Source organism: Streptomyces sp. NPDC060002, from assembly GCF_042737245.1.
Taxonomy (GTDB): domain Bacteria; phylum Actinomycetota; class Actinomycetes; order Streptomycetales; family Streptomycetaceae; genus Streptomyces.
In genome coordinates this window covers 318,911-337,605 of record NZ_JBHWUW010000002.1, presented here as the reverse complement: position 1 = coordinate 337,605, position 18,695 = coordinate 318,911, and the positions used below count along the sequence as shown (strand labels likewise).

General features: G+C 70.5%; 17 protein-coding genes and 2 tRNA genes. 15 read left to right on the top strand and 4 right to left on the bottom strand.

The window, feature by feature from the left end; translation table 11 throughout:
* Positions 1-11 precede the first annotated feature (11 nt).
* From ACFWBD_RS03995 to ACFWBD_RS03985, 3 genes are all read left to right on the top strand, one after another.
* Entirely contained in the window at positions 12-1,298 is a 1,287-nt protein-coding gene (locus ACFWBD_RS03995; protein WP_351753944.1) for a glutamate-5-semialdehyde dehydrogenase, read from the top strand.
* 68 nt (positions 1,299-1,366) lie between these two features.
* Positions 1,367-1,978 (top strand): hypothetical protein, encoded by a 612-nt coding sequence (locus ACFWBD_RS03990; protein WP_385662228.1) that lies wholly within the window; start codon positions 1,367-1,369, stop codon positions 1,976-1,978.
* A 66-nt stretch (positions 1,979-2,044) separates the two neighbouring features.
* Entirely contained in the window at positions 2,045-3,115 is a 1,071-nt protein-coding gene (locus ACFWBD_RS03985; protein WP_385662226.1) for a hypothetical protein, read from the top strand.
* A 45-nt stretch (positions 3,116-3,160) separates the two neighbouring features.
* Here the strand turns inward: ACFWBD_RS03985 and ACFWBD_RS03980 are convergent, their stop codons facing one another.
* Positions 3,161-4,342, bottom strand: coding sequence for a M48 family metallopeptidase (locus ACFWBD_RS03980; RefSeq protein WP_385662223.1), 1,182 nt, complete (start codon positions 4,340-4,342; stop codon positions 3,161-3,163).
* Positions 4,343-4,486: 144 nt separating this feature from the next.
* On the opposite strand from ACFWBD_RS03980, the gene ACFWBD_RS03975 reads away from it, so the two are divergent.
* The 7 genes from ACFWBD_RS03975 to ACFWBD_RS03945 all read left to right on the top strand — a co-directional run bounded on the left by ACFWBD_RS03975 (position 4,487) and on the right by ACFWBD_RS03945 (position 8,946).
* Positions 4,487-4,648 (top strand): hypothetical protein, encoded by a 162-nt coding sequence (locus tag ACFWBD_RS03975; protein WP_020127786.1) that lies wholly within the window; start codon positions 4,487-4,489, stop codon positions 4,646-4,648.
* Positions 4,649-4,792: 144 nt separating this feature from the next.
* Complete coding sequence (locus ACFWBD_RS03970; protein WP_310430738.1) at positions 4,793-4,957, top strand: hypothetical protein; 165 nt, start codon at positions 4,793-4,795, stop codon at positions 4,955-4,957.
* A 97-nt stretch (positions 4,958-5,054) separates the two neighbouring features.
* A complete protein-coding gene (gene nadD, locus ACFWBD_RS03965) occupies positions 5,055-5,681 on the top strand; it encodes a nicotinate-nucleotide adenylyltransferase (protein ID WP_385662220.1) in 627 nt (208 codons plus the stop codon).
* A gap of 16 nt (positions 5,682-5,697) precedes the next feature.
* The gene (locus tag ACFWBD_RS03960; RefSeq protein WP_385662217.1) at positions 5,698-7,536 is read left to right on the top strand and encodes an LCP family protein; all 1,839 of its coding nucleotides are present in this window, start codon (positions 5,698-5,700) and stop codon (positions 7,534-7,536) included.
* A 121-nt stretch (positions 7,537-7,657) separates the two neighbouring features.
* Positions 7,658-8,110: a ribosome silencing factor gene (gene rsfS / locus ACFWBD_RS03955; RefSeq protein WP_385662215.1), complete on the top strand. Its 453-nt coding sequence runs from the start codon at positions 7,658-7,660 to the stop codon at positions 8,108-8,110.
* Positions 8,107-8,781 carry a histidine phosphatase family protein gene (locus ACFWBD_RS03950; RefSeq protein ID WP_385662212.1) on the top strand — a complete coding sequence of 225 codons (675 nt, stop codon included), beginning with the start codon at positions 8,107-8,109 and terminating at the stop codon, positions 8,779-8,781. Before rsfS ends, ACFWBD_RS03950 begins: the two co-directional genes overlap by 4 nt.
* A gap of 92 nt (positions 8,782-8,873) precedes the next feature.
* A tRNA-Ala gene (locus tag ACFWBD_RS03945) sits at positions 8,874-8,946 on the top strand.
* A gap of 99 nt (positions 8,947-9,045) precedes the next feature.
* Here the strand turns inward: ACFWBD_RS03945 and ACFWBD_RS03940 are convergent.
* Entirely contained in the window at positions 9,046-9,816 is a 771-nt protein-coding gene (locus ACFWBD_RS03940) for a helix-turn-helix transcriptional regulator (protein ID WP_385662210.1), read from the bottom strand.
* Between the two features lie 390 nt (positions 9,817-10,206).
* Between ACFWBD_RS03940 and ACFWBD_RS03935 the strand changes: the two genes are divergently transcribed.
* The 4 genes from ACFWBD_RS03935 to ACFWBD_RS03920 all read left to right on the top strand — a co-directional run bounded on the left by ACFWBD_RS03935 (position 10,207) and on the right by ACFWBD_RS03920 (position 12,279).
* A complete protein-coding gene (locus ACFWBD_RS03935; RefSeq protein WP_385662207.1) occupies positions 10,207-11,595 on the top strand; it encodes an MFS transporter in 1,389 nt (462 codons plus the stop codon).
* A 69-nt stretch (positions 11,596-11,664) separates the two neighbouring features.
* On the top strand, positions 11,665-11,838 hold the full coding sequence (locus ACFWBD_RS03930; protein WP_385662204.1) for a hypothetical protein: 174 nt from the start codon (positions 11,665-11,667) through the stop codon (positions 11,836-11,838).
* 3 nt (positions 11,839-11,841) lie between these two features.
* Entirely contained in the window at positions 11,842-12,075 is a 234-nt protein-coding gene (locus ACFWBD_RS03925) for a hypothetical protein (RefSeq protein WP_003976229.1), read from the top strand.
* A gap of 131 nt (positions 12,076-12,206) precedes the next feature.
* Positions 12,207-12,279, top strand: a tRNA-Ala gene (locus tag ACFWBD_RS03920).
* Between the two features lie 162 nt (positions 12,280-12,441).
* On the opposite strand, the gene ACFWBD_RS03915 is transcribed toward ACFWBD_RS03920, so the two are convergent.
* Both ACFWBD_RS03915 and ACFWBD_RS03910 read right to left on the bottom strand, forming a co-directional pair.
* A complete protein-coding gene (locus ACFWBD_RS03915; protein WP_385662202.1) occupies positions 12,442-14,052 on the bottom strand; it encodes an NADH-ubiquinone oxidoreductase-F iron-sulfur binding region domain-containing protein in 1,611 nt (536 codons plus the stop codon).
* Complete coding sequence (locus ACFWBD_RS03910) at positions 14,049-15,365, bottom strand: ferric reductase-like transmembrane domain-containing protein (protein ID WP_385662199.1); 1,317 nt, start codon at positions 15,363-15,365, stop codon at positions 14,049-14,051. The genes ACFWBD_RS03915 and ACFWBD_RS03910 overlap by 4 nt, the downstream gene beginning before the upstream one ends.
* Positions 15,366-15,793: 428 nt before the next feature.
* Here ACFWBD_RS03910 and leuS point away from each other — a divergent pair, with 428 nt between their 5' ends.
* Entirely contained in the window at positions 15,794-18,679 is a 2,886-nt protein-coding gene (gene leuS / locus ACFWBD_RS03905) for a leucine--tRNA ligase (protein WP_385662197.1), read from the top strand.
* The last annotated feature ends 16 nt before the right edge of the window (positions 18,680-18,695 follow it).

Genomic DNA, 18,695 nt, shown 5'->3' with positions numbered 1-18,695 from the left:
ACGCTTCCCCTATGACCACGCTCTCGCCGTACGACTCCATGTCCCCGGTCACCCGTGCCGCCTACCGCGCCAAGGCGGCCGCCGCCGACCTCGCGCCGCTGCCCCGGGCCGCCAAGGACGACGCGCTGCTCGCCATCGCGGACGCGCTGGAGGTCCGTACGAGCGAAATCGTCGAGGCCAACGCGAAGGACATCGCCAAGGCCCGTGAGGCGGGCACCAGCGAGGCGATCGTGGACCGGCTGACCCTCACCCCGGAGCGGGTGCGGGCCATCGCCTCGGACGTCCGGGACGTCGTCGCGCTGCCCGACCCGGTCGGCGAGGTCGTCCGCGGTTCCACCCTCCCCAACGGCATCGACCTGCGCCAGGTCCGTGTCCCGCTCGGCGTCGTCGGCATCATCTACGAGGCCCGCCCGAACGTCACCGTGGACGCCGCCGCCCTCTGCCTGAAGTCCGGCAACGCGGTCCTGCTGCGCGGCTCGTCCTCCGCCTACGAGTCGAACACCGCTCTCGTCCGGGTGATCCGCGACGCCGTCGGCGGGGCCGGGCTGCCCGCCGACGCCGTGCAGCTGGTGCCCGGCGAGGGCCGCGACAGCGTGCGCGAGCTGATGCGGGCCCGCGGCCTGGTCGACGTCCTGATCCCGCGCGGCGGGGCCTCGCTCATCCGGACCGTGGTCACGGAGTCCACCGTCCCGGTCATCGAGACCGGCACCGGCAACTGCCATGTCTACGTCGACGCCCACGCCGACCTCGACATGGCGATCGACATCCTGATCAACTCCAAGGCGCACCGGGTCAGCGTCTGCAACGCCGCCGAGACCCTCCTGGTCCACCAGGACATCGCCCCCCGGTTCCTGCCGCGCGCCCTCGACGCCCTCGCGGAGGCGGGCGTCACCGTGCACGCCGACGAGCGCGTGCTGGCCTATGCCAAGGACTCCAAGGCGACCGTGGTCGAGGCCACGCCCGAGGACTGGGAGACGGAGTACCTCTCCTACGACATCGCCGCCGCCGTCGTCGACTCGCTGGACCGGGCCGTGGAGCACATCCGGCTGTGGACCTCGGGGCACACCGAGGCCATCGTCACCACCTCGCAGCAGGCCGCCCGCCGTTTCACCCAGTTGGTCGACTCCACCACGGTGGCCGTGAACGCCTCCACCCGCTTCACCGACGGCGGCGAGTTCGGCTTCGGCGCGGAGATCGGCATCTCCACCCAGAAGCTGCACGCCCGCGGCCCGATGGGTCTCCCGGAGCTGACCAGCACCAAGTACATCGTCACGGGCGACGGGCACGTACGGCGCTGAAACCTCCTTCGGGGGCGTCGTGAGGGGTGTCTCATCCGGCGGATGAATTTCCCTACCGACTGCCCAAATTGACCCCCCAGGTCTACTCTGGATTCGTGCCGGAGGACGTGGGGGGCAGGCCGTTTCCTGACGGCTGGGAGCCCGACGACGACCACGACCGCGGGGTGCCGGACGAAGAGTTCGCCTCCGTGGTCTTCGACGAGGCCTTCATCAAGGCGGCCGTGGTCCACGAGCCGACCGCCGTCGAGCGCCTCCTGGCCGCCGCGGAGGCGAGAGCCGAGGCCTCCGAGGCCGAGGCCCGCAGGACCCGCGCCAGAGGCGACCGCTACGACGACGCCTACGGTTCCGACGGACCCGGCGATTTCGGCCATGATCCCGATCCCGACGATCTGGACGACGCCGACCTCCCCGAGGCCTGGGAACGCCGCTACGGCGTCCCCGGGGCGTACGGCAGGCAGGTCCGCTGGCATCGCCCCGTCGCCTGGATGCTCGCCCTGGTCATGGGCGTCGGCATGGTCGCGCTGGCCTTCGCCGCGGTCTACCGGGGCGCCTCGTCGAGCAGCCGGGACCAGCTGCCCTCGCCCGCCACGACCGGTCTCGAACAGGGGAGCGTGCCGCCTCCCTCGGCGTCCGCCGACTACTCCCAGCCACCCGTCTCGGCGGTTCCGCGAACGCCCTGAACGTCTGTCAGAAGTTGTCGTACGGCAGGGCGTTTACCCGGGGTCCGCGCGACCTACTCTGAAAGTATGGCCGGGCCTGGAGACCCACCGGAGGGGACACCCGAGGGCACTCCCGGAGGTGGAGAGGACGAGTACCGATCCGTCGTCTTCGACGAATCGTTCGTCCGTGCTGCCTGCATCCAGGAGTACTCCGCGCAGGAGCGCATGGCCGACCACGCGCCCGCCGTCCGCCGCCGACCGCCCCGGCGCCGGGGCCTGTCGCGGCAGGCACTGATCCTGGTCATGCTGATCGCCGTCGCCTTCGGCACCGCCGTCTACATGGGCGTACGCAACCCCTACCAGAGCCCCGTGGCGCGTCGGTCCGTCGAGCCCCTGCGGATGACCGTCATCCCGCTCTCCCCGCAGGGCGTCGTACCCGGGGCGGCCGATCCCGAGTCGCTGTTCACGAACAGTCCCGCCGCGCAGTTCCGCATCGGCGCCGAGGGCATCCCGCTGCCCGCCTCCCGGCGCACCGCGCACTTCTCCGACAGCCAGGTCGTCACCGCCCTGACCGCGGCCAAGGAGTACATCGTGCACTCCTCCCTCTACCCGGAGGTGCTCACCCGGCAGCAGGTGCGGCCCGTGCGGGCCCTGGTCGCCGCCGAGCAGCTCGACCAGTTCGACGAGAGCTTCAGCCACCCGGCCGCCGACGGCAGCCACGCGCCGACCGGCTGGCTGGTCCGCTTCGACCCCGCCCAGGCCCAGCTGGCCGACAGCAAGATCCGCGTCCAGGGCACGCTCCAGGCCGCCGAGACCGACTCCGCGACCCTCGAGGTCACCGCGGACCACACCTTCGTGTACGCGCTGCGGCCGACCGGCGCGGGCGCCGACACCTCGGCCTCCCTCTTCACCGTCCGCCGCGAGCTGCACTTCCGCTTCGACCGCAACGACCTGCGCACCCACCAGGTCCAGCTGATCGTGTCCTACGTCCAGGCCGGCCCGCTGTCCTGCGCCGAGGACTCCACGAACCATCTGCGTCCCCTGCTGGCCGGCCAGACCGCGAAGACGGGCGGCCCGGCCGGCACGGACCCCTACGCGACGGGCGGCGCGACGGCCCTGTGCGGATCGCTCGCGACGAGCGCCCAGCCGAAGGTGTGAACCCGCTCAGAGCCGCTCAGGGCCGCGCTTCCGCTCGGATTCGGATCAGTCGTCGGCGCGCGGAGGCGTGTCCGTACGCCCGTCCGCGCCGCCGTCCGGGCCGCCGTCCGAGCCGCCGTGCGAGCCGTCCGCCCCGTTCCTCGGCGGCTGGTCCTCCGCCGGAGCCGAGCCCGCGAACCCGCCGAAGCCGCGCCGCACCCGGCCGCCCAGGTCGCCGGCCCCGCCCGCGATGTCGCTGACCAGCTTCATCAGCGGGTCCTTGGAGCTCTTGACGCTCGTCGCGTAGTGGCTCGCGGACTCACGGAAGGAGTCCGTCACCGAGGTGTCCTTGTCCTCGGTGCGCCGCGGGTAGTGGCCGTCCATGATCCGCTGGTGGTCGCGGGACTCGGCCCACTTCTTCAGCTCGGCCGCGCGCACGGTGGTGAAGGGGTGGGTGCGGGGCAGCACGTTGAGGATCTTCAGCACGGAGTCGCGCAGGTCGCCGCCGGCCTCGTACTCCTCGGCCTGCTTCAGGAAGGCGTCTACGTTCATCTCGTGCAGGTGGTTGCCGCCGGCGATCTTCATCAGGCCCCGCATCGAGGCCTTCAGGTCCTGGCCGACGAGGAGACCCGCCCGGTCGGCGGACAGCTCCGACTTGCGGAACCACTCGCGCAGCGCCGTGACGATCGCCATGATCGCGAGGTTGCCCAGCGGGATCCAGGCGACCCGGATCGCCAGGTTCGTCAGGAACAGCAGGATCGTGCGGTACACGGCGTGCCCGGACAGGGCGTGACCCACCTCGTGGCCGACGACCGCGCGCATCTCCTCCTCGTCGAGCAGCTCGACGAGCCCGGTGGTGACCACGATGATCGGCTCGTCCAGACCGATGCACATCGCGTTGGGCTGCGGGTCCTGGTTGACGTACATCGGCGGGACCTTCTCCAGGTCCAGGATGTAACAGGCGTCCCGCAGCATGTCGTTGAGGTGCGCGAACTGCTGGTCGGAGACCCGCACCGAGTCGGACAGGAACAGCAGCCGCAGGCTCCGCTCGGGCAACAGCCCGCTGAGCGCCTTGAACACGGTGTCGAAGCCGCTCAGCTTGCGCAGCGCCACCAGGGCGGAGCGGTCGGCGGGGTGCTCGTACGCGCGGGAGGAGATTCCCGGGAAGCGCCTGCGCTGCCTGCTCGGCACGTGCTCGTGGCCGGTGCCGTTCTGCTCGTGGCCGTCGTCGGACATGTCTTCCCCCATGTGCGTCTGTGTGGCCGCTACCTGCTGTGTGGCCCTCTGCCTGACCCTTTACGGACCCTTGTGCGGCCCTTTGCACCCCCGAAGCCGAGCTCAGCCTAGGCGGAGTTACCGTGGACGGGCACTACACCGAAGGAGTCCCGCCCCATGGAGCACCACCCCGCAGCCGCCTGGCTCACCGAAGCCGCCGGCGCCGCCCAGCAGCAGGGGGCGGGGAATCTGCTCCGCGTCGTACTGGTCGTGATGATCCTGGGCTGTGTGCTCACCGCGTGGTTCCTGCTGCGGGGCTACAAGCGGAAGGACGACTGAGCCGTCGGGAAGGTTCCCAATGGCGGAGTCGGCGTGATCGCCGCCGGGCCGCCCGCTTACGATGGGCCGACATCTCCATCCCGCCCTCCCCCACTCTCGACTCTCTCGAGCGGGGGGACCACCATCGGATAGGTCCTGCCGAAGATGAGCCTTCACAGCACCGCTGCCCAGCTGGTCACCCTCGCCGCCGAGGGTGAGGAACACGGTGGCAACCACGAGAGCCTCAGCCCGCTGGTCACCGGCGGCAGTGCCTTCCTCATCCTGCTGCTCCTGCTGTGGATCACCACCCGCTTCAACCGCGACCGCTGAGACACGACGTGTTCACCGACGGGCAGTCCGGCATAGCGGGGCGCTCCGGGCATCCGCCGGCCGGGGCCCCGGAACCGGGCCGGTAGGGTCTGCACGCATGGGAGAGCAGGACATGCCTACCGGCCCGTCGAACCCGGGCAAGCGCCGCCTCGGCGTCATGGGCGGGACGTTCGATCCGATCCACCACGGACACCTCGTGGCGGCCAGTGAGGTCGCCGCGCAGTTCCACCTGGACGAGGTCGTGTTCGTCCCGACCGGCCAGCCGTGGCAGAAGACCGACCGCAGTGTCTCCCCGGCCGAGGACCGCTACCTGATGACGGTCATCGCGACCGCCGAGAACCCGCAGTTCTCGGTGAGCCGTATCGACATCGACCGCGGTGGCCCCACGTACACCGTGGACACGCTGCGCGATCTCCGGGCGCTCAACCTCGAGACCGACCTCTTCTTCATCACCGGCGCGGACGCCCTGGGCCAGATCCTGACCTGGCGGGACAGCGAGGAGCTGTTCTCCCTCGCGCACTTCATCGGCGTCACCCGGCCGGGACACAACCTCACGGACCCCGGTCTGCCCGAAGGCGGGGTCTCGCTCGTCGAGGTTCCCGCGCTCGCCATCTCCTCCACAGACTGCCGTGCGAGAGTCGCCAAGGGTGACCCCGTCTGGTATCTGGTGCCTGACGGAGTCGTGCGCTACATCACCAAGCGCGAGCTGTACCGCGGCCAGTGAGCCGAGAGGGGTACCGGTGAACGACCGATACGACGCGGGGTACGGGGGCGACCAGTACGAGCTCGTCGGCTACGACGAGTTCGGGCAGCCCGTCTACCGACAGGTCCCGTCGCAGCAGGTGCCGCAGCAGCCCTACGACCCGTACGGGCAGCAGGGGCAGCAGACGCACCAGCCCCAGGGGCAGCAGGGGTACGGCTACGACTCCTACGCCACGGGCGGGCAGCAGCAGACGCCTGCCTACGACCCGTACGACACCGGTCAGCAGCCGCCCACGCCCGCCTACGACCCGTACGACACCGGCCGCCAGGCTCCCGTCGGCTACGACCCCTACGGCACCGCGACCCAGGCCCCGTACGACCCCTACGGGCAGACCTCCGCCGGCGGACAGCAGCCCCGGGCCGAACAGCCCCGCGTCGCCGAGCAGACCGCCTACATCCCGCAGCAGGGCGGTCCGGTCGAGACCGGCGCGGAGGCGACGGCCGATACCGGCATCGACGTCGACGGGCGGCCCGGTGCGGCGCCGGCCGGGCGCGGTGCGTCCGGAGCGCCCGGGCAGCCCCGACAGGACTACGAGACCGAGCAGTTCGCGTTCGTGGAGGAGCCCGACGGCGACTCCGAGGACGTCATCGACTGGCTGAACTTCACCGAGAACCGCACCGAGCGCCGTGAGGAGGCCAAGCGCCGCGCGCGCGGCCGCCTCGTCGCCCTCGCCGTGGTCCTGGCCCTGGTCGCGGTCGGCGGAGTGGGCTGTCTCTGGTACGCGGGGAAGCTGCCCGGCCTGTCGTCGTCCCCGGACTCCGGCACCGGCACCACGACCGCCACCGCCGCGCAGAAGCGCGACGTGGTCGTCGTCCACCTGCACAACACCTCCGGCGGCGGCACCTCCACGGTGCTGCTCGTCGACAACACGACCACCAAGCAGGCCGCCACGGTCCTGCTGCCCAACTCGCTCGTCGTCACCGACGAGGACGGCACCACGACGACCCTCGCCAAGTCCGTCGACGACGACGGCTCCGCGGGTACGCGCGACGCGCTGGACACCGTCCTCGGCACCGACATCGAAGGCACCTGGCGGCTCGACACGCCCTACCTCCAGAACCTCGTCGACCTCGTCGGCAACATCGATGTCGACACCGACTCCGCGGTGCCCGACCCGGCCGCCAAGAAGGGCACGGCGCCGCTCGTCAGCAAGGGCGAGGGCCAGACCCTCAGCGGCAAGATGGCCGTCGCGTACGCCACCTACCGCGCCACGGGCGAGGCCCAGAACGCCCAACTGCAGCGGTTCGGCCAGGTCATGCAAGGAGTGCTGCGCAAGGTGTCCTCCGACGCGCAGGGCGCCACCGTCACCGTCCAGACCCTGGCGCAGATCCTCGACCCCTCGCTGACCGACAAGGACCTCGGCGCCTTCCTGGCCAAGCTCGCGGATCTCGCCAAGGGCGGCGACTACAAGACCGCGCTGCTGCCCGTGCAGACCGACGGCACCCTCAACGCGGAGGCCAGCGCGAGCGTCGTCAAGGACGTCCTCGGCGGCGCCGCGAAGAGCCCCGACAAGGACGCGGCCGTCAGCGTCTCCGTCCAGAACGCGAGCGGCACCAAGGCCAACACCGAGGACGCGCGCGTGGTGCTTCTCAACGGCGGCTTCACCTTCCTTGAGGCCGCTACCCCGTCGGGCACGAAGGCCGCCTCCCGGGTGCTCTACGCGGACCCCGCCGGCAAGGAGAACGCCACCGAGGTCGCCAAGACCCTGGGGCTGGACGCCGACGCGGTGAAGAAGGGCACGGTCTCCGCGAACGCGGACGTCGCGGTCGTCCTGGGCGAGGACTACGAGCCCTCCTCGGCCGGGTCGGCCGGCTGAGATCACTCGCGGGGGCCGGACGGATGCGGCCCCCGCGCGGGTGATCCCCTCATCAGGTGGGGTGCCGTCGGCGGACCGTGAGACCCTTGGGGACAAGTGTCCGCCGACGGAAAGCCACGTAGTGACCGCCACCGACCGCTCCATCGAGCTCATCCAGTCCGCCGCCCAGGCGGCTGCCGACAAGCTCGCGCACGACATCATCGCGTACGACGTCAGCGACGTGCTGTCGATCACGGACGCCTTCCTGCTGGCCTCCGCGCCCAACGACCGCCAGGTCAAGTCGATCGTCGACGAGATCGAGGAGCGCCTCCAGAAGGAGCTCGGCGTCAAGCCCGTACGCCGGGAGGGCGACCGCGACGCCCGCTGGATCCTGCTCGACTACGTCGACATCGTCGTCCACGTCCAGCACAGCGAGGAGCGCGTCTTCTACGCTCTGGAGCGGCTGTGGAAGGACTGCCCAGAGCTGGAGCTGCCCGCCGACGCCAAGGCGACCCGCGGCAAGGCCCAGGAGCACGCCAAGCTGCAGGCCGAGGCCGAGGAGGACGACACCGCCGGTTTCGGGGACCTGCGGTGAGCGCCGCCGCGGGCCCGGCCGCCGACGGCCGGCCGGGCCGTGGCCGCCGCGTCATCCTGTGGCGGCACGGCCAGACCGCCTGGAACGTGGAGCGCCGCTTCCAGGGCACGACGGACGTGGAGCTGACCGAGACCGGCGTGGCCCAGGCCCGCCGTGCCGCCCGGCTGCTCGCCTCGCTCCAGCCCGACGCGATCGTCTCCTCGGATCTGTCGCGGGCCGCGAACACGGCCGCCGAGCTCGTTGCCCTCACCGGCCTCGAGGCGACCCACGACGAGGCCCTGCGCGAGACGTACGCGGGCCTCTGGCAGGGGCTGACGCACGACGAGATCATCGCCGCCCACGGTGCTGAGTACACGGCGTGGAAGCGCGGTGAGCCGGTCCGCCGCGGGGGCGGCGAACTGGAGTCCGAGGTCGCCGACCGCGCCGCTCCCGTGGTGCTGCGGCACGCCGAGAAGCTGCCCGAGGACGGCACGCTCGTCGTCGTCAGTCACGGCGGCACCATCCGCACCACCATCGGCCGTCTCCTCGGCCTGGACGCCCATCACTGGGAGGCCCTCGGCGGTCTCTCCAACTGCTGCTGGTCCGTCCTCGGCGAGGGCGCTCGGGGCTGGCGCCTGCTCGAGCACAACGCCGGCACCCTGCCCGAACCGGTGCTCGGCGACGACGACTGAGGGCCGTGCGGCCGCCGGGACCCGGATTTCACTTTCCGGCAGGTCGCAGGCTAAAGTTCTTCTTGTTCGCCCGCCGAGCGGGAAGAACGCAAGGGGCTATAGCTCAGTTGGTAGAGCGCCTGCATGGCATGCAGGAGGTCAGGAGTTCAATTCTCCTTAGCTCCACGGATCACCTGGTCTGTCGGTCGACACTCTGTTGAGTTGTCAAAGATCGGTAGCGATCGGTCGAGATCTGTTCACGAAGACCCCGCCCCCCGCCCCCCGTCAGGGGGCGGGGTTTTTTGTCGCTCCGTTCCGCAGTACGGCCGTGCGGCGCTCGGTCTCCTCGTCGTCCGGCGTGTAGACGACGATCCGGCACTCGGGCATCCCGTTGATCGACAGTGACATCGACGTCATCCGCAGCTCGCCCACCGCCTCGTGCCGGAAGACCTTCACCCGGCGGCCGGGCTCCGCCACGTCACCGGACTCCCACAGCCGCGTGAACAGCGGGCTCGCCTGCGACAGCCGGCGTATGAAGTCCTCCCACCCGGGCTCACCGGCATGCAGCCCGTACGACGCCCGCAGGGTCGCCACCATCACCGGCAGCTCCTTGTCCCGGAACAGCAGCGGGCAGTCCTGCTCCCGGACCGTGAACAGCCGCCACAGCGCGTTGTTCGGCCCCGGCCCGCAGGCGTCCACCGGCGTGATGAACAGGTCGTGGTAGACGGGGTTGGCGGCCAGGATGTCGTAGCGGGAGTTGTAGACCACCGCCGGCCGGGGCGCCAGGGCGTCGATGATGCCCTGGATCTCCGGACCCACACTCTGCACCAGGGCTTCCGGCACGGGCGCGTAGGGCACCTCCGCCAGGTGGTACAGATGCTCCCGCTCCGGCGGATCGAGCCGCAGTGTGCGCGCCACGGCGTCCAGGACCTGGGCGGAGGCGTTGATCGGCCGGCCCTGCTCCAGCCAGGTGTACCAGGTCACGCCCACGCCCGAGAGCTGCGCGACCTCCTCGCGCCGCAGTCCCGGTGTGCGGCGCCGCAGCCCGGGTGGCATCCCGACGTCACCCGGTGTCACCCGGGCCCGCCTGCTGCGCAGGAACGAGGCCAGCTCGGGGCGGCGCCGATGCGGCGACCCAGGCGCGGGCCGCGGCACCGGTCGCGGCTCCGGCCTTGTATCAAGCCTTGTCTCCGGCCTCGTCTCCGTGCCTGTTCGCGTCACCATCGTCACGTCCCCCATGGTCGATCCCCCGCCCGTCCCCTGCCAGGTGCCGTCAGTACCAGCATCGGCGGGCTCTCGGCACCCGTACCGGATCCTCGTCACGCTCGACGCATGACGACGACACCCCGGACGAGCCCGGTCCCCGCGCCCGTTCCACCCGCTTCAAGTCCTGCTGCCAGTAAAGACCCTGGCACTGACAATCGGCCCCGGCGGCTGCTGGCGGTCGTGCTCGCAGCCCAGTTCATGGCACTGCTCGACGTCTTCATCGTGAACGTCGCGGCCCCCACGATCGGTTCCGACCTGAACGCGTCCGGCGCGGACCTCCAACTGGTCGTCGCCGGATACGCCATCACGTACTCGGTGCTGCTGATCACCGGCGCGCGCCTCGGCGACCGGTTCGGGCACGGCCGCGTCCACCTCGTCGGACTCGCTCTGTTCACGACCGCCTCGCTGGCCTGCGGGCTGGCTCAGGGCGGTACCGAACTGATCGTGTTCCGACTGGTGCAGGGCGCCGGGTCGGCGGTGATGATCCCGCAGGTGCTCAGCCTGATCCAGCGCACGTTCACCGGCGAGGCCCGGGTGCGGGCGCTGGGCGCCTACTCGGCGGTCCTCGCCGTCGGTGCGGCCGCCGGGCAGGTGGTGGGCGGCGTCCTGGTCGCCGCCGACCTGCTGGGCACCGGCTGGCGTCCGGTGTTCCTCGTGAACGTGCCGGTGGGCCTGGTCCTGCTGGTCGTCGGCAGGCGGGTCCTGCCCCGTGGCGGGGGAGTGGGACGGGCAGCGGCGGGCGCGGGGGCGCGTGAAGGGGCGCGCGGGATGGACTGGCCCGGTCTCGTGCTCCTGGGCGCCGCCGTCTCGCTGATCACGGTGCCGCTCGTGCTCGGACAGGAGAAGGACTGGCCGGTGTGGTCCTGGGTGTCGCTGGCCGTCGGCGCGTTCGTGCTGGTGCTGTTCCGCGGCTACGAGGCCCGGCTCGCCCGGCTGGGCGGCGCCCCACTGATCGCGCCCCGTGTTCTGCGTCACCCCGGGATGGGTCTCGCCGTCCTGCGCGTCCTGGCCGTCATGGCGGTCAACGGGGGCTTCCTGTTCGTGCTGACCCTGCACGTCCAGGGTGGCCTCGGCTACAGCGCGCTGCGCGCCGGCCTCACCTTCGCGCCGACCGCGGTGGTCTTCGGGGTGGTCGGACTGACCTGGCGCAGGTGGCCCGCATCCTGGCAACGGTCCCTGGCCCCGGCGGGGTTCACGCTCACCGCGCTGTCCGTGCTGGGAGTGGGCCTTGCCTTCCGGGGCGGCGACCACGGTGGTGCCTGGCTGTACGCGGCGTACGCCGGCGTGGGCGTCGGGCTCGCCCTCGCCTTCAGCCCGACACTCACCGGGGCGCTGGCGGCGGTGCGGCCCGAGGACGCGGCGGACGCCAGCGGACTGCTCGCCACGGTGACCCAGCTCGGGCAGCTGATCGGCGTCGCGGCCTTCGGCACACTGTTCTTCCACCGGCTTGAGTCACTTGGGGGCCCGGCGGCGTATACCTCTTCGGAAGCGCTTCTCACATGCATGTTCGCGCTCGCTACGACAGCTGTCCTGGGTGCCGTGTCCGGACTGGTACTGAGGCGTCGCTGACCGTATTGGCCCGGCCGTGGCAGAATCAAACGGCCGGAAGGGAGCGCGGCCCGACGGGAGGGAGTAGCGATGCCTGCGAGCATCTTCGGAGAGGTCGGTGACCTCTCCGAAGCGGCGGTGACGCCGGACAAGGCCACCCGGCTCAGCTGCCCCTCCTGTGGTTCCGGTCATGTGGCCCAGGTTCTCGGTGACAACGGCGGGATTTCCTACGTGTGCACGGCCTGCGGCCACAGCTGGAGCTGATCGATGGGTGCACACAGGCGAAAGTGCGACTGGTGCGGCAGCGGCACCCCGATCGTCCGCGACATGGAGCCGGTCAACCCCGACTACCAGTACTGGTGCGAGGAATGCGCGCGGGCGCTGATCATAAAAGGCGACCCGATCGAGACGTACCGGGAGCTGGAGGGCGAGCCGATCTACGGGCGGCTCCTCGAGGAGCACTGCACGCTCAAGCGGTTCTACTCGTTCGTCACCGCTTGACCCGCATACCGGTTGAAACCGGACAGGGTCGAAACGATTTGGTGGTCCACGCCCCGGGCCGGTAATGTTGGCGTCGCCGCCGGGGAAACCGGGCGGCACGGTCAGCACGCGGCTTCGCCGCTCGGCCGCGAGGGGCTATAGCTCAGTTGGTAGAGCGCCTGCATGGCATGCAGGAGGTCAGGAGTTCAATTCTCCTTAGCTCCACAGCAGATCTCGCCGGATCGGATTCGATCCGGTGAGATCTTTTTGCGTTCGGATCGCGTTCCGGCATTCCCTCTTCGGACATTCCGTCAGGACCGACGGTTCGGGGCCGCCTGTTCTCAGGCGGCCCCTTGTCGTCTGCCGGTCTGTCGTCGGCGTAGCGCTCTAGCGGCCGAGGGCGCGGCGGCCGCGGCCCTGGGAGAGGACCGGGAGATTGCGGGCGGGCGCCTGCGGGCGCGTGTCCTCCTCGACGCGCAGGGCGAGGGCCGGGCAGCGGCGTACCGCGCGCAGCGCCTTCGCCTCCGCGTTCTGCGGCACCTTCGCCTGTGCCACCGTCGGGAAGCCGTCGGCGCCCAGTTGGAAGACCTCCGGGAGGATGTCGGCGCACAGGCCGTGGCCGCGGCACAGCGTCCAGTCGACGAAGATCTTCTGGCGGCTCGAGCCGCTCTCCTCCGGCGCGATGCCGCTCGTGATGGCCGCCGGGGCCATGCCGGCCTCGAAGAGCGGCAGAACGCCCTCCACGGGGCGTCCGCAGCCGTTGCCGAGGACATGGGCGGCCAGGTCGTCGGTGAACGCCTTGATGGTCGACTCGAGGAACATCGCGGAGCCGTCCGGGTGCGAGCACGCACCGCGCCGCTTGACGTTCTTGGCGACCTGCTTGAGCGCTTCCAGGGCGGCCGGGCCGCCGCCGTTGATGATGTCCTCCATGCCGCGTGCGGCGGCAGGCAGGCCGAGGTAGCAGGGACCGCACTGTCCCGCGCTCTCGTCGGCCAGCCACTGGGCCACGCGCAGCGACTCGCCCAGCGGGCAGGTCTCCTGGCTGATCGGCAGGATCGCGCCGGCGCCGAGCGCCCCGCCCACCGCGTCGAGGGAGTTGCGGGAGACGATCGCCTCGTTGACGGTCGCCGCGTCGATCCACTTGCCGTGGTAGCCGCCGGTCAGCACGCCCTGGGGCACCGGCGGGGCGCCGGCGAGCTGAAGGACGTAGCGCAGCGGCACGCCCGTGGGAACCTCGATCACCATCGGGCGGGCGACCGCGCCGGAGACCGTCAGCATGACGGTGCCCGGCTCGTCGTACAGGCCGGTGTTGCCGTAGCGCTCCGGGCCGATGCGGGCGGCGATGGCCAGCTGGGCGAACGTCTCGGCGTTGGAGAGCAGGGTGGGCGCGCCGCCGACGCCGTTCTGCGAGGCGCTGACCTTGCGGCCGGGCGGGATCGGCGGGCCGCCGTCGATCGAGCGGACCAGTGACGCGGCGGCGCCGGTGACCATGCGGATCGGGTTGCGTTGGACGAACGCCTTCAGCGCCGATCTACGGCCGTTGCTGAGGCCGCGCTCGGCGAGCGCGGCCTCCATGGAGCGCTGGGTGGATTCGCGGGTGACCCCCACCACGAGCGTGCGGGCACCCAGCGCCTCCGCGACCAGCAGCGCGCCGTCCAGGATGAGGTGCGGGGCACGGTTGATGAGCACCGTGTCCTTGCGGCAGGCCGGTTCGTCCTCGCTGCCGTTGACGACGACGACCGGCCGTACGCCGCGCTTGATCGCCGCCTCGGCGACCGAGCGCAGCTTCTTGTGGAAGGGGAAGCCCGCGCCGCCGCGCCCCTTCAGGTTGATGTTCTCGGAGAGCTTCGCGAGTGCCTCTCCGCCCAGGGGTTCGAGCGGCCCGTGCACCTTCAGGTGCATGGGCAGGTCGAGTCTCTCGACAAGGTCGAAGCCCGACGTGAGCTGTGGAAGCCCGACCACGCGGACTTCTGGGACGTCGGGCAGGGCCTCGTTCACCTATAGCCTCCGGAAGGCGTGTTCCAAGGTTCGCCCGAACCCGGTGCGTCGAACGACGAGCCAGGTGATGGTTCATTGGCGGGACCGCTGTTGTACGTGTCGTTCTGGTTGTACGTCCCGTAAGGGGGGTTCGTCTCACCGGTGTCGTACACGTCACGTCCGCCGTACCCGGCGGTGCCCGAATTGTTGTAGACCGGGATGCTGAATCCCGTGTCCTGGAGCGGGTCGTAGGCCGACGGGGGTGCCTCGCCGACCGGCGGCGGGGACGGGACCGGCCAGCTGCCCGAGGTGCTGCCTCCGTTGTCGACCCGGGGGATCGCCTCGGTGGCCTGGATGTCGAAGGGCAGGTTCATCCGCGCCGTCTGGTCGGCGGCGTAGGGCTGCTGCTGGCCTCGCTGCGGTGTGTTGACGGCGCGATAGGCGGCCGCGAAGCCGTTCGCGGGCTCCTGGGCGGCGGGCGCGGGCGTGTCGTACAGCGGTGACGACGGCGGGGACATCCGGGTGGAGCTCATCGTGTCGGTCAGCGGCGAGCGGCCCGAGCGGCCCTCGTAGCCGGGCAGCGCGGACGATCCGGTCTCTCCCACGCGCGCGCGTGACGCGTCCAGGCCGTCCATCGCGGAGCGGTCCTGCGTGCCCAGGATCGTGGCGATCCGGTCGGCGACCTTGCGCTTGAACGGGCGCGGGGCGGCGCGCAGCGCGAGGGCGGCCATGACCCCGGCCAGGCACAGCTCGTACGAGACCATGAAGAACGGCTTGGCGGCGCGCCCCGCGAACAGGCCGTGGATCAGGGCCGCGCACAGCGCCGGGTAGGCCAGCATGTGCATCGCGCGCCAGCGGGCGGCTACCTCGGCGGGTGCGGCGAACCGGTTGCGCAGCGCGCCGGTGATGCCGACGAAGATCATGAGCAGGGCGGCCAGGGAGCCGAGGCCGATGAGTCCGGCGCTGCCCTTGACGCCCAGGCTGAACGGGATCAGCGCGGCGATCAGGACGGTGTGTTGCAGCACCAGCTTGACGGCGATGTGCACGACGAGGAACGCGATGGAGCCCACCGCGGTCACCCGGTGGATGCCCTGCGCGATGATCCGCTGGCGCGTGTTGAGGATGAGCCGGTCCTGGGCGACGAGACCCCAGATGACCGAGCAGGTGAGGCATACCAGTGACAGCACGCCCGCACCGAAGTTGAGGAACGCCTGGAACTGGTCGCCGCCGACCAGGACGACCACGGGTATGAGGACCAGGACGACAGCCGTCGCCACCCCATAGGCCGACCGGCCGGGCTTGGGAAGCGAGCTGTTACTAGGACGAGGGTTCATGGGGGCAACTCCGAGCAGTTTCGGGAAAGCGGTCCCGCTGCCGAACTCTAAGTGGCTCCATACCAATGGGTACGAGGTTTGAGTTATTGCGCTGTTATCAAACGACAATGTGGCTGTTGTGATGTCCCTTAGCTACTGTTACGCGAAGTAACCCTTGATCTTGGTTCAGTTCCGGCCTCGCCATTGTGGTCGCAGCAACGTTGTCGCGACCATGCATACGTACGAGCGTCGCGGCTTGCTCAAGGCCTGCGGTACCCTAACGCCATGCGTGCTGTACGCCTTCTGCTTAGCGAGCCGCGCTGATCAGTCCCGACCGCCGGTGATCGGACGGTTCGGAATCGGCGCGGCGTCCCCTCCTGTGCGAGGGGATTTTTCGTTTCCTGGACGACAACCCGCTGGCAGAGACGATCGATGGAGCTTTGAGGACCATGAGCGAGACGAACCCCGCTGCCGCCGCCGCACCGGCGGAGGCAGCGCCGCACCGCTACACGGCTGCCATGGCCGCCGAGATCGAGGCACGCTGGCAGGACTTCTGGGACGCCGAGGGTACGTACGCCGCACCGAACCCGAAGGGCGACCTGGCCGGTGACCCCGAGCTGGTGGCCCGGCCCAAGAAGTTCATCATGGACATGTTCCCGTACCCCTCCGGTGCTGGCCTGCACGTCGGCCACCCCCTGGGCTACATCGCGACCGACGTCTTCGCGCGCTTCCAGCGCATGACCGGCCACAACGTCCTGCACACCCTGGGCTTCGACGCCTTCGGCCTGCCCGCCGAGCAGCACGCCGTGCAGACGGGCGAACACCCTCGGATCACCACCGAAGCGGCCATCAACAACATGAAGTCCCAGCTGCGCCGGCTGGGCCTGGGCCACGACAAGCGCCGGTCGTTCGCCACGATCGACCCGGACTACTACAAGTGGACCCAGTGGATCTTCCTGCAGATCTTCAACTCCTGGTACGACGACGAGGCGGACAAGGCCCGTCCGATCGCCGAACTGGTCGCCCAGTTCGAGTCCGGTGAGCGCGGCGTACCGGGCTCCACGCGCGCGTGGAACGAGCTGACCGCCACCGAGCGCGCCGACGTCCTGAGCGAGTACCGCCTGGCCTACGCCTCCGAGGCCCCGGTCAACTGGTGCCCAGGTCTGGGCACCGTGCTGGCCAACGAGGAGGTCACCGCCGACGGCCGTTCCGAGCGCGGCAACTTCCCCGTCTTCAAGGCCAAGCTGCGCCAGTGGAACATGCGCATCACCGCCTACGCGGACCGGCTGCTGGACGACCTGGACGCGCTGGACTGGCCCGAGGCGATCAAGCTCCAGCAGCGCAACTGGATCGGCCGCTCCGAGGGCGCGCGCGTCGACTTCCCCGTGGACGGCGAGCGCATCACGGTCTTCACCACGCGCCCGGACACCCTGTTCGGGGCGACCTACATGGTCCTGGCGCCCGAGCACCCGCTGGTCGACAAGTTCACCCCGGACACCTGGCCCGAAGGCACGCACGACGTCTGGACCGGCGGCCACGCGAGCCCCGCCGAGGCCGTCGCCGCGTACCGGGCACAGGCCGCGTCGAAGTCCGACGTCGAGCGCCAGGCCGAGGCCAAGGACAAGACCGGCGTCTTCACCGGCGTGTACGCGACCAACCCGGCCAACGGCGAGCAGGTCCCCGTCTTCATCGCCGACTACGTGCTGATGGGCTACGGCACCGGCGCGATCATGGCCGTCCCGGCGGGCGACCAGCGCGACTTCGAGTTCGCGCGCGCCTTCGAGCTGCCGATCCGCTGCATCGTCGAGCCGACCGACGGCCGCGGCACCGACACGTCGACGTGGGAGAACGCCTTCGGGTCGTACGACGCGAAGATCATCGACTCCTCCAACGACGACATCTCGCTGGACGGCCTGGGCGTCGTCGAGGCCAAGGCGCGCATCACCGAGTGGCTGGCGCGCAAGAGCATCGGCAAGGGCACCGTCAACTTCCGCCTGCGTGACTGGCTGTTCAGCCGGCAGCGCTACTGGGGCGAGCCCTTCCCGATCGTCTACGACGAGGACGGCGTCGCCCACTCGCTGCCCGAGTCGATGCTGCCGCTGGAGCTGCCGGAGGTCGAGGACTACTCGCCGCGCACCTTCGACCCGGACGACGCGGACACCTCCCCGGAGACGCCGCTGTCGCGCAACGAGGACTGGGTGAACGTCACCCTGGACCTGGGCGACGGCAACGGTCCGCGCAGGTACCGCCGCGAAACCAACACCATGCCCAACTGGGCCGGTTCCTGCTGGTACGAGCTGCGCTATCTGGACCCGCACAACAGCGAGAAGCTGGTCGACCCGGAGATCGAGCAGTACTGGATGGGCCCGCGCGAGGGCCAGCCGCACGGCGGTGTCGACCTGTACGTCGGCGGCGCCGAGCACGCCGTACTGCACCTGCTGTACGCCCGCTTCTGGTCCAAGGTCCTGTTCGACCTGGGGCACGTCTCCTCCGCGGAGCCGTTCCACAAGCTGTTCAACCAGGGCATGATCCAGGCCTACGTCTACCGCGACAGCCGCGGCTTCCCGGTGCCCGCCGCCGAGGTGGAGGAGCGCGACGGCGCGTACTTCCACCAGGGCGAGAAGGTCAGCCGCCTGCTGGGCAAGATGGGCAAGTCCCTGAAGAACGCGGTCACTCCGGACGAGATCTGCGTCGAGTACGGCGCCGACACCCTGCGCCTGTACGAGATGGCGATGGGCCCGCTGGACGTGTCGCGCCCGTGGGACACGCGCGCGGTGGTGGGCCAGTACCGCCTGCTGCAGCGGCTGTGGCGCAACGTCGTCGACGAGACCACCGGCGAGCTGAGCGTCGTCGACGCCGAGCCCGACGAGGACACCCTGCGGGCCCTGCACAAGGCGATCGACGGGGTGCGCCAGGACCTGGAGGGCCTGCGCTTCAACACCGCCATCGCCAAGATCACCGAGCTGAACAACCACCTGACCAAGGCGGGCGGCGCGGTGTCGCGTTCCGTCGCCGAGCCCCTGGTGCTGCTGGTCGCCCCGCTGGCCCCGCACGTCGCCGAGGAGCTGTGGCGCCGGCTGGGCCACACCGACTCGGTCGTCCACCAGGACCTGCCGGTCGCCGACCCGGCCTACGTCGTGGACGAGAGCGTGACCTGCGTCGTGCAGATCAAGGGCAAGGTCAAGGCGCGCCTGGAGGTGTCCCCGGCGATCTCCGACGAGGAGCTGGAGAAGGTGGCGCTGGCCGACGAGGGTGTCGTGAAGGCGCTGGGCGGGGCCGGTATCCGCAAGGTCATCGTGCGGGCGCCGAAGCTGGTGAACATCGTTCCGGCGTGAGCGTGAGCGTGAACAT

What these genes read in the sequence shown, in the direction of transcription:
- ACFWBD_RS03995 (WP_351753944.1), top strand. Translation starts at nt 12, where the DNA reads ATGACCACGCTCTCGCCGTACGACTCCATGTCCCCGGTCACCCGTGCC.
- ACFWBD_RS03985 (WP_385662226.1), top strand. Translation starts at nt 2,045, where the DNA reads ATGGCCGGGCCTGGAGACCCACCGGAGGGGACACCCGAGGGCACTCCC.
- ACFWBD_RS03980 (WP_385662223.1), bottom strand. Translation starts at nt 4,342, where the DNA reads ATGGGGGAAGACATGTCCGACGACGGCCACGAGCAGAACGGCACCGGC.
- ACFWBD_RS03975 (WP_020127786.1), top strand. Translation starts at nt 4,487, where the DNA reads ATGGAGCACCACCCCGCAGCCGCCTGGCTCACCGAAGCCGCCGGCGCC.
- ACFWBD_RS03970 (WP_310430738.1), top strand. Translation starts at nt 4,793, where the DNA reads ATGAGCCTTCACAGCACCGCTGCCCAGCTGGTCACCCTCGCCGCCGAG.
- nadD (WP_385662220.1), top strand. Translation starts at nt 5,055, where the DNA reads ATGGGAGAGCAGGACATGCCTACCGGCCCGTCGAACCCGGGCAAGCGC.
- ACFWBD_RS03940 (WP_385662210.1), bottom strand. Translation starts at nt 9,816, where the DNA reads ATGCCACCCGGGCTGCGGCGCCGCACACCGGGACTGCGGCGCGAGGAG.
- ACFWBD_RS03930 (WP_385662204.1), top strand. Translation starts at nt 11,665, where the DNA reads ATGCCTGCGAGCATCTTCGGAGAGGTCGGTGACCTCTCCGAAGCGGCG.
- ACFWBD_RS03925 (WP_003976229.1), top strand. Translation starts at nt 11,842, where the DNA reads ATGGGTGCACACAGGCGAAAGTGCGACTGGTGCGGCAGCGGCACCCCG.
- ACFWBD_RS03910 (WP_385662199.1), bottom strand. Translation starts at nt 15,365, where the DNA reads ATGAACCCTCGTCCTAGTAACAGCTCGCTTCCCAAGCCCGGCCGGTCG.
- leuS (WP_385662197.1), top strand. Translation starts at nt 15,794, where the DNA reads ATGAGCGAGACGAACCCCGCTGCCGCCGCCGCACCGGCGGAGGCAGCG.